Annotated in this window: 2 protein-coding genes (1 of these 2 running past the window's edge); both read right to left on the minus strand. The window is 68.0% G+C overall.

The window, feature by feature from the left end; all coding sequences use genetic code 11:
• On the minus strand, positions 1-11,949 hold the full coding sequence (locus ACFQZZ_RS26065) for an SDR family NAD(P)-dependent oxidoreductase (RefSeq protein ID WP_378686005.1): 11,949 nt from the start codon (positions 11,947-11,949) through the stop codon (positions 1-3).
• Positions 11,946-15,599 carry the final stretch of an SDR family NAD(P)-dependent oxidoreductase gene (locus ACFQZZ_RS26070; RefSeq protein WP_378686008.1) on the minus strand. The gene runs 18,048 nt beyond the window's last position, so 3,654 of the gene's 21,702 nt are visible here — the last part of the coding sequence; its start codon lies beyond the right edge, outside the window — the gene reads right to left on this strand; its stop codon occupies positions 11,946-11,948. The genes ACFQZZ_RS26065 and ACFQZZ_RS26070 overlap by 4 nt, the downstream gene beginning before the upstream one ends.

Raw genomic sequence — 15,599 nt, forward strand, 5'->3', positions numbered from 1 at the left:
TCATCGCGCCGCCTCGACGGACGATTCGGCCGCCTTCGGTGCCGGGATGTAGCCGACCTCCGCGCAGTGGGCCAGATAGGCCTGGACCAGTTGCTCGGTCGGCGGACAGTCGATGCCCGCCGCGCCGAGTACCCGGCGGGTATACGCGCAATCGGCGTAGGAGCTCTCCTCGTAGTGGATGAAGCCGAAGAGCTCGATGCCGTACTTGAACATCTCCAGGGTCTGGCTGTCGTAGACCTCGTCGGTGCCGCGGCGATAGATCTCCCGTTCGGTGGCCCGGCGGTGGAATTCCTCTAGCGGCACGAGACCTACGTCGTACCCGGCCCGTTGGACGTAGCGCACGACGTCGTAGTAGCGCCGGATGTCCGGGTTGGTCAGGTGGTAGGTCTCCCGATAGGTCGGTCTGCGCAACCCGATGTGCACGATGGCCGCGCTGACATAGTCGACCGGGGTGATGTCCCAGTGCACCGGCGTCAGCATCGTCTCGCCGGTCTCGATCATCGTCTTGAGGATGTCGTAGTAGGCGCCCTTGACGCTCACCTCGGAGAACGGGTATCGCCCGGTGACGCTGTCGCCCATGATGTTTCCCGGACGCACGATGTCCCACAGCAGGCCACGCTCGCTCGCCGCCCTGATGAGTTTCTCGGACTCGTATTTCGTCTGCTGGTACGGCAGATGGTCGTAACCCTGGCCCAATTCGAGGTCGCGCTCGGTGAACGGCGGGTTGTTGAAGTTGAGCCGGTCACCCAGCGCACTGAAGCTGGAGATGTACATGAGGTATTTGCCACGCGACTGGAGCGCGAAATCGACTGCGCGCCTCGTGCCTTCGACGTTGATCGGGGCGAGCGCATCGTAGAAGGTGACGAGCGTGGTACGGCCCGCGGCGTGGATGGTCAGGTCGACCTCTTGCGCAATTCTGCGCCAGGTCACCTCGTCCAGGCCGAACCGGTCGTTCGATACGTCACCGAGCACTGGCGTGACCCTGGCCGCGAAGGCGGCGTCGAGAGCACCGTCCGGGTCGTAGGTGGCGAGGAAGTGCTTGATCCGTTTCTCGGCCGCGGCCAACGAGGTGCCGCGCACCAGGCAGGTCACCCGAACGTCGGTGTGCGCCAGCAGATCGTGCAGCACCTTGCCGCCGAGCACACCGGTGACGCCGGTGATGAAAACCGATTCCACCGCGATCGGTGCGTCCATGGCGACGACGGGGATGTCGTCCTGCGCATCGACGGCTCGTGCGTCGGCCGAGCCTTGCGGAGCGCCGATCGGCGGGGTCGCGGCCGCGATGATCCCTTCGGCAATGAGGTAGTCGGCGAGCGAGCTGATCGTCGGGTAAAGCTCGATCGACTCCGCCGGAATTTTGACCTCGTGCAGCTTCATGAGCCGGTTGAGCATCCGCACCGTGGCCACGGAGTCGAAGCCGAAGTCGACGAAGTCCGCGTCCAGCTCGAGTTCCGCCGGATCCGTTTTGGTGAGATCGGCGAAGATATCGCGGATCTGCTCCTGCAGTACGGCGCGCAGCTCTTCGTCGGATTTCGCAGGCGATGCGGGTTCCGGCTCGGCCACGATCGGGAGGAGCACCACGCCGTTGCTGTCCTCGGTATCGGTGTTCGCCTCGCCCACCTCCGGGATATTCTGCGCGGGCGCACCATTGGGCCGGTGGCCATTACGCTCGCCGGACCCGGTCGGCTCCTGGCTCTGCGCGACAACCGTCTTCACCACCAGTTGCGACGTCCCGGTTGGTTCGGTGTGGCGGCGGTAGTCCTCGGGCACGATCCAATGCCTGCGCCGCGCGAAAGGGTAGGTGGGCAGGCTGACGATGCCGCCGAAGGGGCGCTCGTAGACCTGTTCCCACTCCACAGTCCACCCGGCGGCCCACAATTCGGCCACCCGCGGCAAGTTGCCGGAGCGCAGCAGGCCGCGCAGCTCGGTGCGGTCCGCCTCGGTTTCACCGGGCAACTCGTCGAGCTCGCGATGGGTGCGGGCCACGCCTCGGAACACCAGCAGACCCGCCGCGGGCACCCGCGCGGCGGGATCGGCCGCACTCTCCAGCAGCTCGACCAGTTCCGCCGTCGAGGTGGCCACCACGGCCAGCCGGTGCTCGAACGACGCGCGGCCGACGGCCAGTGTCCAGGCCACATCCGCGAGTGGCAGCGGGTTCTTCCGCAGCTGGCGAGCCAATCGGCCGACTGCCTCGGTCAGTCGATCGGCGTCGCGCGCCGACAGCACCACAAGCCGCGGCTGGTCATCCGACTCGGACAGTGGGAGTTGGTCGGCGTCGGTGAGAATCACATGGGCATTGGCCCCGCCCGCACCGAACGAGCTGACAGTGGTGATTCGCGGTGTTCCGTCATCCGGCCGCGGCCACGCGGTGGGTGTGTCGATAATCCGGAACGGGGTCGCGGCGAAGTCGATCGCCGGGTTCGACGGGTCGCTGTGCAGATTCGGCGCCATCGTGTCGTGGCGCAGTTGCAGCAGCGCCTTCACGACGCCCGCCGCGCCCGCGGCTGCCTCGAGATGCCCGACACTCGATTTCGCCGACCCGATACCGCAGTAGCCCCGCTCCGTCGTCAACCGGCGGTAGGCCCTCGTCAGCCCCGCGATTTCGATCGGATCACCGAGTGCGGTACCGGTGCCGTGTGCCTCGACGTAGCCGATGTCGCGGGCATCCACCCCGGCCGTGGTCAGTGCACGGCCGATGAGATCGGCCTGTGCCGTCGGATTCGGCACCGTGAACCCGTTGGTGTGGCCGCCGTGGTTGACGGCGCTGCCCCGGATCACGCCGTAGACCCGGTCACCATCGGCGCGCGCATGCCGTAAAGGCTTGAGCACCAAAGTGACAACGCCCTCCCCCGGCACATAGCCGTCGCCGCCTGCGCCGAACGAGCGGCAGCGGCCATCCGTGGAGGCCCACCGTCCGTAGCCGAGCAACAGGTACTTCCCAGGATGGATCGACACATTCACGCCGCCTGCGAGGGCATATGCGGATTCACCGCGGCGCAGACTCTCGCACGCGAGATGCAGGGCGGTCAGCGAGGCCGAGCACGCCGTGTCCACGGCCAGGCTCGGGCCGCTGAAACCGAAGTGATACGAAACCCGGTTGGGGATGGCGAAATAGCCGGAGATCGGCACACCAATGAAGGCTTGGTATTCGGCATACCCGACACCGGCGAAGACACCGGCGTCGACCAGCCCACGGGCCCGCGCGCCGGCCCGCAATCGGTCCGGCGAGTAACCGGCGTCTTCCAACGCAGCCCAGGATGTTTCGAGGAACAGCCGCTGCTGCGGGTCCATCTCCTCGGCATCTTTGGGGGTGATACCGAAGAACCGTGCGTCGAACTTGTCGACGTCATCGATGAAACCGCCCCAGCGCGCATAGGTGGCGCCCGGCTCGTCGGGGTCGTCGGAGTGGAAGGCGCGGTGGTCCCAGCGGTCCGGCGGCACCTCGATGATGCAGTCGCGGCCGGAAACCAGGTTGGCCCAGAACTCTTCGATATCCCGCGCCATCGGGAACCGGCCCGCCATACCGATGACGGCAATGTCGTCGTCCACGTCACGTGCGGGGCGGGTGCCCGGGACGTTGACGGCGGCCGTGGGGGTGGGGTCCGCGGATGCGGTGACTGTGGGGGCGAAGGCCGGGGCGTCGGGCACGAACGGCTGAGTGGCCTCGGTGCGCAGCGTCACCAACCGTTCCGGGTGCTCCTCGGTGAGGTAGCCCGCGAGATCCCGGACAGTTTGGTATTCGAAAAACAGGGTGCTCGGCAGTGCGCCGAAGTCCGTCTCGAGTCGATCGTTCATTTTGCTGATCAGTACCGAATCGATTCCATAGTCCTGCAACGGAATACGTGTGCGAATCCGGTCGGGATCAAGCCGGCAGTATCCGGCGAGTAGACCCTTCAGGTACTCCTCCGCGATCCGCCGGAGGGAAGCCTCGTCGGCGGACTCGCCGGGTTGAGGCGCCTGTTCCGCGATAGGTGTCGGCGTGCCGACTCCCGTGGGTCGAATCTCTGATTCCGCAACGGGTACCGCCATCGCGGCAGCGGAGGGTGAACTGCCCCCTTCGGCGACAGGTGCCGACTGCGGCGCACGTGTGGGTCGAAGTACCGGTTCGGCAACTGTTGTCGCCGCCGTTGTGATCTCGGGTGCGGTGTCGTCGGGCACCCAGCACCGTTCTCGCTCGTACTGGTAGCCAGGTAGGTGTACTCGCTGCGCGAATTCCGCTGACCAGCCAGTGAATTCGACTCGTTCGCCGGCGACCCATCGCCGCGCGGTCTCGGTCGGATCAGCGAGCACCGTCGCGGCGTGTTCCGCAATGGTGGTGTCGGAGGTCAGGCCGGTGAAAATCCGTGCCGGAGTGTCGCCTTCGATGAAGTCGGCCAGCCGAGCCGCGAGGCCGTCGACGGAATCGGCGACGATCGCGAGGCGGTGCTCGAAGGCCGCTCGGCCGAAGGCGAAGGTACGCGCAATATCCGGGAGCGTGACCTCCGGGTGCGCGGCCAGATGTCTGCGCAGCGCCCGCGCCGCGCGGCTGAGGCTGCCCGCCGTGCGGGCCGAGAGCACCACCACTTGCGGTCCATCGCTTCCGGTGTGCCGGTGGAGTGCCCGAACCGACGGGTAGTCGTCGACGACGAGGTGGGCATTGGTGCCGCTGAATCCGAAGGAGCTGACGGCGGCGCGGCGCGGCTCCGGCCACGCGCGCAGGTCGGTATTGACGAAGAACGGCGAATTCGCCAGATCCAGTAGCGGGTTCACCGACTCGACGTGCAACGAGGGTGGAATCTGCCCGGCGCGCATGGCCAGCAGCACCTTGAACAGGCTCGCCATTCCGGCCGCGTGCGAGGCGTGCCCGATGTTCGACTTCACCGAGCCGACCGGAATGGTACCTACCGTGTCGGTGTAGTGGCGGAATGCCGAGGTGAGTGCGTCGATCTCGATCGGGTCGCCCAATCGGGTTCCGGTCCCGTGTGTTTCGATGTAGCAGATGCTCGACGGGTTGATTCCATTGGCCTGATAGACGTCCAGTTCCAGCGCGGTCTGGGAGCGTGTGCTCGGTGCGGTGATGCCGTTGGTGCGACCGTCGTGGTTCACCCCGATACCGCGGATCACCCCATGGATCGGGTCGCCGTCGCGTTCGGCCGCCGCCAGCGTCTTCAAAACCACCACGCCGACGCCTTCGGCGATAACGAACCCGTCGGCGGCCGCGTCGAAGCTCGCGCAGCGGCCGCGTGGCGACAGCATCCCCATCGATGAGGCCAGCAGGTGGTACTCAGGTGTCACGAAGACCGCCACCCCGCCCGCCAGCGCGAGATCGGATTCACCGGTGGCGAGGCTGCGGCAGGCCTGGTGCACCGCGACCAACGCCGACGAGCAGGCGGTGTCCAGCCCGAGACACGGTCCGGTGAGATCGAGGTGGTAGGCCACTCTGGCAGGCAGGATGGCCGGGCTGTTGCCGGTGAACATATGGTGCGAGCCGAACCCGGCACGGTTGCGCAGCAGTGCCGCGTAATCGGATCCGGGCGACCCGGCGAATACGCCACATCGGCTGCGCCGCAGCGACTTCGGATCAATCGCGGCATCTTCCAGCGCCAGCCAACTGTGTTCGAGGAACAACCGCTGCTGCGGGTCCATGTAGTCGGCCTCGGCGGGCACCATATCGAAGAACGTCGGATCGAAGCGGTCGACGTCGTCGAGGAATCCGCCCCATTTCGAGTAGGTTTTACCCGGCGTCACCGGTCCCGGCCGGAAATGGTCGGCGATCGGCCAGCGCGACGGCGGGACCTCGGTCACAGCATCCCGGCCCTCGGCGAGGTTTCGCCAAAATTCTTCGAGGTCAGCGGCGCCTGGAAACCGCCCCGACATTCCGATGACAGCGATATCCATCGACTCCGGCACCGTCCTTCCTGAAGGGATCGACGGTGCGATCGTGGGGCGCGCGGACGCGGCCGTGACGGGTGTTGTGGCGACCGGTGCGGCGATGTCTGGCGCCGCGGCGGCGGGCGCCGCGGCGGCGGATGACGCTTCGGTGGGTGCCGCGGCGACGATCGCGCCGTCGTCGGCGATCCGGCGGCTCAATTGCCGCACCGACGGGTGATCGAAGACCACCGTCGGCCGTAGTGACAACCCATAGCGGGCATTGACCCGGTCGATGATCTTGACCGCGAGAATCGAATCGACGCCGTACTCGGACAGCGGCAGCTCCGGGTGCACCTCGGCGCGCGACACCCCGAGACCCTCCGCGACCATGCCGGTGACCTCGGCTTCGAGGCTCGAAATATTCACCGAGTCCACATGATCAGGTGACGCGGGCCGGGTCGCGATGCCAACCGCATCCTCCTGCGAGAGGGCGGCCGCAGGCACGGGCACGGGCACGGGCACGGAGTCGCTTACGCCCGCCAGCAGGCGGAAACTCGGCTCCGTGTCGGCCGATAGCCCGGGACCCCAAGCCTGCACCCCGGTGACACCGGCGTTCGTCAGCGCGTCGCGCCACTGATCCTCGGAAAGCAACGGCGAGTGCGCGATCCGCAGTTCGGGATCCCGATACCCGTGCCAGCCGTCGAGCAGTCCGAAGGTCAACGCGAGCACCTCGAGATCGGTGGTCGCCTCGGTGAACGCCAGCACCCCCGCCGGCGCGAGCAGACGACGGACATGATGCAGCGCGGGTTCGATCGCCCGTACCGCGTGTAAGACGTTGGCGCACACCACGAGATCGGCACCCGCGACGGGGAAACCCTGCGTCACCGGATCTGCCTCGATATCGAGCACCCCGAAACGCATTCCGGCCCGGTCGGCAAAAGTGCGCCGGCCGTGCGCGACGAAGCTCTGCGATACGTCGGTGTAGTGGTATTCGAACGGCACTCCGGTAGCGATCAGCGCGGCTACCACGGCGTGCGTCGAGCCGCCGGTGCCCGCGCCGACTTCCACCACCCGCAGCGGCACCGCAGTGCCTGTCCGCTCCTGGTTGCCTGCCTGTTCCCGCGCGACCGCCGCCACCAGATCGGCGAGCAGTCCGTTGGCGAAATCATAGGCCGCGTTCCCTCGGTAGATCGCACCGACCAGATCGAGTTCGCCGCGGGGGAACAACACCTCGGTCGCGGCCAGCTCGCCGCGCAGCACCTGTGGGTAGGCGGCCAGGCAGGCGTCGAGCAGCGCCACATACGGTTCGGTCTCGGGGAATCGGGCGAGCAGGTCCGCGCGCATCCACGTCGTGCCCGGCGGTGGGCCCGTGACCACGATCTCGTCGCCCTCGCCCCGCACCAATCCGTGCCGGAGCAGGATGTCGAGGCAGCTGGTGAGCAGACGTCGGAAGCGTGGCAGCACACCGAGACGCCCACGCACCGATTCGACCGACCACTCCCCTGCCGTGAGTCCGAGGTCGGTCAGCACGCCGAACAGTCGCATCGCCGCGTAGCGCCCCAGCTCCGTTTGTCCGGGCTCGACGATCCCGCCCTGGCGCGGGGTGGACTCGAATCGTGCCACGGCCGCGTCGAATCCCGACTTCGGTGGCGAGATGATCCAGTAATCCCGTTGATCGAATGGGTATCCCGGCAGCGGTATCCGTCGGGCTGGTTCGGTCCAGTCGACCGCGGCTCCGGTGACCCACTGCCGTGCCATCTGTTCGGGGGACGTCGCCGGCTCGAGTTCCGCTCGCCGCGTGCGGGCGCCGAGAGTTCCGGTCATCACAGGGCTCGGCTGGTCGCTGAGGTACTGCTCGAGCGCGGTTGCCACCGTATAGGGGCTGGTCGCGACGACCGCGAGCCGATGCCCGAGCGCGGGTCTGCCGACCTGCAGCGTATGCACCGCATCGGCGAAATCGGCGGGGTCCAGCGCGCGGAAATGCTGCGCCATCGTCTCGGCGTAGCGCCGGAGCTGGCCGGCCGACCGCGCCGAAAGGACGAAGACCTCCGGTTCGCCCGTCGCCGCGGGCCACGCCCGTTGGTCGATGAACTCCGCAAGCACCACATGGGCATTCGCACCGCCCGCGCCGAACGCGCTGATCCCCGCACGGCGCGCCACCGCAACGCCGTCAACGGTGGCGCGCGGCCAGTCTTCGAGCTGTTGCGGCAGATGGAACGGCACCGTGTCGAACGCGATCGCCGGATTCACCTGTGCCGCATGCAAGGTCGGTGCGATGCGGCCGTGCCGGAACTGCAGCAGCACTCGGGTGAGGCCCGCGATGCCGGCGGCCGCCTCCAGATGCCCGATATTCGACTTCGTCGAGCCGAGCGCACGCCGTCGCCCCTCGCCGATGTGACGACCGAATGCCGCTGCCAGGCCCGCGATTTCGATCGGATCACCGAGTGCGGTGCCCGTGCCGTGCGCCTCGAGGTAGTCGATCGTCCCAGGTTCGACTCCGGCCGCGCGTAGCGCCTCGGTGATCACCTCGGCCTGCGCCCCGGGATGGGGCACGCTGTATCCGGCGGTCTGCCCTCCATGATTCACCGCGCTGCCCAGCACCAGGCCGTGGATGGTGTCGCCGTCGGCGAGGGCGGTACGCAGCGGTTTGAGATAGACCGCGCCAACTCCTTCGCCGGGCACGTAACCGTCGGCCCCCGCGCCGAACGGCCTGCACCTGCCGGTGTCCGACATCATGCCCAAACTGCTCAGCAGCAGAAACTTGTCCTGGTGCAGCAGCAGATTCACCCCGCCGACGATCGCCGCGTCGCACTCGCCGTCCAGCAGACTGCGCCGGGCGAGATGCAGCGCGGTGAGCGACGCCGAACACGCCGTGTCGACGGTGAGGCTCGGCCCGCGCAGGCCGAGAGAGTACGACGTCCGGTTTGCGATGGACGACGGAATCGACGCCACCGCAACGGGATCGCCGCTACGCGTGGCCTCCACGCCGAGCAGCCGGTAGTCGCTCCAGGTCGCGCCGACGAACACCCCGACCCGCCGATCCCGGACGGCCGGATCCTCGTGGTGGTAGCCGGCGTGTTCGAGCGCCGCATACGCCTGCTGGAGAAACAGCCGCTCCTGTGGATCCATGAGGGGGGCGTGGGCTGGCGGGATACGGAAGAACTGCGGATCGAAACCGGACACGTCCCGCAGGAAGCCACCCGTCATCGGTGGGTCACCCGCCGAGCCGTGGGCGGTGAGCCACCACCGTTGTGCCGGAACGGGTCCGACCGCGTCGTGTCCGTCGCGCAGGTTGCGCCAGAACTCGTCGGGGGTATCGGCATCGGGGTAGCGGCCGCTGAAACCGACGATGGCGAGGGCGGTTTCGTCCTCGGGGCGGCTACTCTGCGGTAGAGGTGCGGGCTCGGGCCCTGCGGGTACGCCGGGGTTACCCGAGGGTATCTCGGTTGGCGTCGCCGCGGGGGTGGTCGGACTCGGACGTAGTCGTGCACGCACAGTTTCCGCGTCGCCCCAGACACAGGCCACTTGGGCGCGATCGGCCGACGCGGCCGACATCAGCAGATCCAGCCCGATGTCGGTGGGCAGCAGCCCGATTCCCGCGCGTCCCAACGCCTCGATCTGCTCGGCGGGCGGACGCATCCCGCCCTCGGCCCACAGCGGCCAATTGATGCTGATCACCCGGGGTGACCCCGCGGTGTGGTCGTGCAGTTCGGCGAAGGCATCGAGATACCGGTTCGCCGCCGCGTAATCCGCTTGCCCCGGATTGCCCAATACCGCGGAGATCGACGAGAACAGCACCATCAAGCGGGCCTCCGGGACAGCCCTGATCAGCCACTCCGCGCCGCGGAGTTTCGGCGCGAGAACCGATCTCGCCGCGTCGCCGCCAGTGCTGGCGAGCAGACCGTCGCGCAGCTCTCCGGCGCCGTGGTACACCACGTCGATACGCCCGAAGGTGGCGCGTCCGATAGTCGCGACTCGTTCCACGTCGGCGGCGACCGAGATGTCGGCCCGTACGTGAACGGCTTCGCCGCCGAGACCGGTGATCTCGGCGAGCAGCCTTGCCCCCGACTCGTCGAGCGGACTGCGTGACACCAGCAGCAGCCGGGCCCGGTACTCGCGGGCGAGCCTGCGGGCGAGTTGCTTGCCGATGCCACCGAAGCCGCCGGTCACCATCGCCACCATGTGCTGTTCGAGCAGCGGAGCGGTCGTTCCCGTTGCGGCTACGGAGATTTCCTGTGGTGTCCGGACCTCGCGGCGGCCCGCGCGATAGCGGATCTCGGTCGCCGCGTCGTGGTCATCAATGGCGAGTTCGGCAGCGATCACAGCGTCGAGATCGGCTGTCGTGTCACACAGCACGGCCCGGACGATCGGCCGTGGCAGCTCGAGCCGGACGGTGCGCGCGAAGCCACCGATCAGTGCGCTGCTGAGCGTTCCCGGTGTGGACGCTGTCGAAAGGACAAGTACCCGGCGCACGGGTGCGTCCGGAGCATCGGCCACGGCCCGCACCAACTCGCGCAACGGGAGGTACACCTGCTCCGCGATCCGGTGCGGGTCGATCTCGGCTCCCGTGAGGCGCTCACTCCACAGGTACACCGCCGCGTCGAAGGTTCGGCGTCGGGTGGACAGCTCGGTGAGCAGGAATCGCAGGTGCTGCGGGTCGGCTGGATCGACCACGAATTCGGATGTACCGGAGACGAACTCACCACCGGGCCGGACGCGGACGACCGTGGCCCGTCCCTGGTGCCGATACGGCTGGTCCGCGGTGTCGAAGACGAGCAGGCTTTCGGGCTCCCGCCGCCGAGGCGGCGAATCCGCTGGCTGCCAATCGAATCCGAAACTGACCATACTGGCGCGACGCGGCGCGACCGGCTCCACTGCCGCCGGTTCCGTCGTGGCCGCACGGTACCGCGAGCCGACCGTGTCGGCCAGATGTCCGGCGAGCGCGTCGATGGTCTGGTATTCGAACAGCAGTGTCGGATAGAGCGGTTCACCGACCCGTGCCTCCAACTCTGCGGTCAATCGCAGTAGTCGGCTCGAATCGAGGCCGAGTTCATAGAAACCCACGTCGGTCGCGATGCCGGTGGAGTCGATGGCTATCTCGGTGGCGACGAGCGCCACCAGGTCCGCGGTGATCAGCGCGAGCGGATCCCGGGTATCCGCCCGATGGCTCGGCGCGGACCCGATCCCGGCCTGTGCCGGTCCGGTCGAAGCCGCGACCGGTGACATCGTCGCCGTCGGCTGCGCCGCGTAGGGCTCGGTCAGCAAGCGATGGATGTCCGCGCCGCCTCGAACGCGTTTGGAGGTCAGCCGGTATTCCGCGACCGCGCGGCCGGCCTCGTCATACAGCTGCACTTGCGCCCGCAACAGATCCTGTGCGTGGCCACGAACCGTGGCATACACGAACACCCGCTCCGGCGTCGGGCGCCACGCCCGGACCTCGCTGAAGTGGATCGGAATGAACGCGCTGTCGTCATCGATGCCCAGTCGATGCGGATCGACGAACGGCACGATCGTCGACGCGTCCAAGAACGTCGGATGCAGCAGAAACCCGGGCAGGTACGCCGCCCCTTCGGCGCCAAGCGTCAGCTCTGCGGTCACCACATCCTCATGGCGACCGAAAACGCCTGCGGCGCGCATGAAATCGCGATGCTCGATGCCGCGGCTACCGCTCTGCCGATACATCTCGTCCAGACCACGGGCCGCGATCAGCGCCGCCCGAACGGCACCCAGCTCCGCCGGTTCCGGGTCGGCAGATGAATCAGAGTGCGTGACAACACATTCGGCGACAAACTCGATAGGCCCGGTCGGTACGCCCGAGTCGAGCCGCTGCACATCGATCCGAACGCGACCGCTGCTCGTCTCCACTCGGAACGCGATGCGGACCGCGCCGCCGGAGTCCAGCGCGACCGGCCGATGGAACAACGCCTCCCGGATCACCAGGTCCGCCGGTGCGTAGCCGGCCGCCATCGCGGCACGCAGGATCATGTCGAGATACACCACACCGGGCAGGATCCGCACGCCGTGCACCCGATGGTCCCGCACTACCGGATCGTCCGCGAGGACAGTGGTGGCAAAGCTGTCCAGCTCGATGTTTCTCATACCAGCGGCTCCACGCGCAGAAACGACGCGGTGGGCATTTTCGGCGCGGGCGCGGTGGGCACCGGAGGAAGCACGAACCGAGGCCCGGGATCGGCCGGTGTGTTCGGGACCGTTTTCGGCAGCATGAAGCTCCTCTTGCGGAAGACGGGTGACGACAGCGGATTACGCACCGGACGGTGCGCCGCAGGTGCCTCTTCGACGATCAGGTGTGCGTTGGTGCCGCCGAACCCGAACGAGCTGACGCCCGCGGCACGAGGCCTGCCGTCGGCGCTGCGCCACGGGCGCAGCTCGCGGTTGATGTACAGCGGTGACCCGGCGAACGCGAAACGCGGGTTGAGGTTCTCGCAGTGCAGCGAGGGTGGCAGCGCACCATGGTGCACCGCGAGAATCGTTTTCACCGCACCGGCGATCCCGGCCGCCGAAAGCAGATGGCCGATATTGGTTTTCACGCTGCCGACGGCGCAGGGCTCCGGACCGCGCGAGCGGTCGCCGAGCACGGTCGCCAAGGCTTTCAGTTCGATCGGATCGCCGATCATGGTGCCGGTGCCATGTGCCTCGACGTAGGACAGCGCGTCGGGCGACATGCCCGCGGTGTCGAGGGCAGCGGTGATGACCTCGATCTGCGCGTGCATGTTGGGGGTGGTGATGCCCATCGTGTGCCCGTCGTTGCCGATCGCCGAGCCGCGCAGCACCGCGTAGATCCGGTCTCCGTCGCGGACCGCGTCGTCGAGTCGCTTGAGCATCAGTAGTGCCGCGCCTTCTCCCGGCACGAAACCGTCGGCGTGCTCGGAGAAGGTGGCGCAACGGCCGTTCGGGGACAGCACACCGGCCGCGGCCAGTGTCAGGAACGGTGTCTCGTCCAACAGCACCTCGACGCCACCGGCCAGTGCCGCGTCGAGTTCACCCGCGCGCAGCGCCTGGCAGGCCAGGTGTACCGACACCAGCGATGACGAGCAGGCGCTGTCCAGTATGAGATTGCCTGCGTGCCAATCGAAGTAGTCGGAGATACGAGCGGCGATGAAGTTCTGCCCGATGCCGACGATGGTGTGCCGGTCGGCGACCGGGATGCGGTTGAAGTAGTTGGCCGTACGGCTGCCTGCGTACACCCCGATCCGCCGGCCCGCGAGCTCGTCGCGGTGATATCCGGCATCCGCGGTCGCCAGCACGGACGCTTCCAGCAGCAACCGCTGCAGGGGGTCCATTTGCCAGGCGAGCGCGTCACTGATCCCGAAGAACTCGGGGTCGAACAGGTCGACGCCGTCGACGAACCCGCCCCATTTGCTGTTGGTCAGTCCCGGACCACCGGTCGGGTGGTAGTACCTCGCGGGATCCCAGCGCGCCGGATCGACCTCGCGGATGCCGGATTCGCCGGTGGCGAGCATGCGCCAGAACGCGTTCGGGTCATCCCCGCCCGGCAGGCGGCAGCCGATGCCGACGATGGCGATCGGTGCCACCGACCCTCCGCGCCGCTCGTCCGACGCCGGGAGTGCGCCGGCGCGGTGCGTGCCAGTGCCATTGGTCGCGGCACGGTCGATTGTGCTCGCTGGACCTGAATCAACCTGGAATGCAGTCTGATTCGAATGCGATGTCGCGGCGAACAGTTCCGGATGCTGTTCGGTCAGCAAGTCCGACAGTGCGTCCAGTGTGGGGTACTCCAGCACCAGCGCGGGGTCGAAGGGCTGTCCGGTCACGTTTTCGATGCGGCGCACCGCGGAAGCGATGAGTACGGAGTCGGCGCCGTACTCCTCGAAGCGCTTGTGCCCCTCGAAACGGGTGGGAGCGAGCTTCAGCTCGTCGGAGAAGATCCCCAGCAACTCTTGATATGCCCGGCTCGACCGGCCGCGTGGGGCGGCGTCGACGGCAGGCGGGGCCGCGGCCGGTGTCGAGGCCGCGGCGGGCTTCGACGGTCGGAGCGAGAGTTGCAGTGGTGCACCGTGATAGGGCAACACGACCGGTGTATCGCCCAAGCCGAGGATGCCGTCGAGGAGATCGAAACCCGCCGCGGCAGTCATCGTCGGCAGCCCGGTCGACCGGTACGCCGACGTTGTCACCTCACCGAACCCGGTGCCACGGAAGGACGGCCACTCGATCGAGTGGAACCACGTCCTGCCGTTGGCGTGCTGGGCCTCAGCGAATCGGTCCAGGTGTGCGTTGGCCATCGCGTAGTCGGACAACCCGACCGCGAGGCCGGGCAGGACAGCCGAGACGGAGGAGAACAACACGAAGAAGTCCGGCCGATCCGCGGCGAGCACCTCCGCGAGCACCTCCGTTCCGGCGATCTTCGGCGCCAGTACGTCCGCCACCGCGGGCGCGGTCTTGCGGACGAACGCGGGACTCTCCGCGGAAACACTGCCCGCGCAGTGCAATACCCCGCCGATCGGGCCCAGCTCGCGCCGGACCTCCGCGAAGAAGCGGGTCAGTGCCGCCTGGTCGGTAAGGCTGCCGAAGTAGGTACGTATCGCGACGCCTCGGTCGCGCAGCGTGGCCAGCCGCCGCACCTTGGCCGCCTGCGGCCCGTCGGTATCGGCGAGCCGAGACCATTCGGATTCGGGTGGCAGCGGCTCGCGTCCGAGAACGGCCAGCCGCCGCGCGCCGCGCTCTACGAGCATTGCGGCGAACTCCGCGCCGAGGCCGCGAGTTCCGCCGGTCACGACATAGGTGCGTGCGGGATCGACGACGAGTCCGGTGCGTGGCGTCACCGGATCGAGCCAGACAGTCTCGCGCCGCCCGGCCCGGTACCGCACGCGCGGGGCATCGTCACCGACGGACGCGCACTCCGCACCGAGGATCTCGATCAGCGAGTTCGGATCAGCGCAGACGGCGGCACGGTGGTCGACCAGATGCACAGTTCGGGTGTGCACGTCACCGATCTCGTCGGCGAGGGCCGCGACCAATCCGGCGAGCGGCGTGCACTCCGGACCGTCGGCGCCCGGGTTGCCCGCTGCCATGTGCAGCAGGATCAGGGCGCCTGCTCGGGCATCGATCACTCCCTGGTACAAGCCTATTCGGCCGAGATCCGTCGTCGGCCGGTGACCCGAAGGCAGCGGGGCGAGGTCGCAGAGATCGATCACGCTGTCGGTGTCCGGGTATCGAGCCAGCAGTGCGCGACCGAGCTGGGCACCCGCGGCGAAGTCGGCGCGATCGAGCTCACCGCCGCGTGGGACATCGGTGACCCGGATCAGACGCTGCGGATCGCCGAACGTTGCTATGAGTGTCTCGACCAGGGATGCGGGTGTCCGGTCGTCGAACAGGACCAATGGACGGTGGTCGCGTACATCACCGCGGCCGGGTTCCGCGGGCCGCCAAACGGGTACCAGTGCACGTTGTGGCGCGCGCGGGGTGACTGTTTCCGCCTCGGGAGCTTCCCGGTGTCCGGCATGAGCTCCGAGGTCTGCGGCACGGACTTCGCGGCCGGTGGCACTTGCTGCGGAGGCGGTCGCGTCGACCGCCGTCGAACTCCCGTTTCCGTCCGCTACGTCGGGGATCCAGTAGCGTTCGCGGGCGAACGGGTAGGTCGGCAGGGGGATGCGGCGTCGGGGTCCGTTCTCACCCACACTCTCCCAATCGATCTCGCCGCCCTCGAGCCAGCCCGCGACACGGTGATCCGCGGCCGCGCGGTTCGTAGCGCTGGTGCCCGGCGAATCTTCCAC

It is taken from the genome of Nocardia sp. GCM10030253 (genome assembly GCF_042675075.1).
In the GTDB taxonomy this organism is placed as follows: Bacteria; Actinomycetota; Actinomycetes; order Mycobacteriales; family Mycobacteriaceae; genus Nocardia.

Bases quoted from the DNA above. Each gene is read 5' to 3' on its own strand.
- ACFQZZ_RS26065 (WP_378686005.1), bottom strand. From the start codon at position 11,949: ATGAGAAACATCGAGCTGGACAGCTTTGCCACCACTGTCCTCGCGGAC.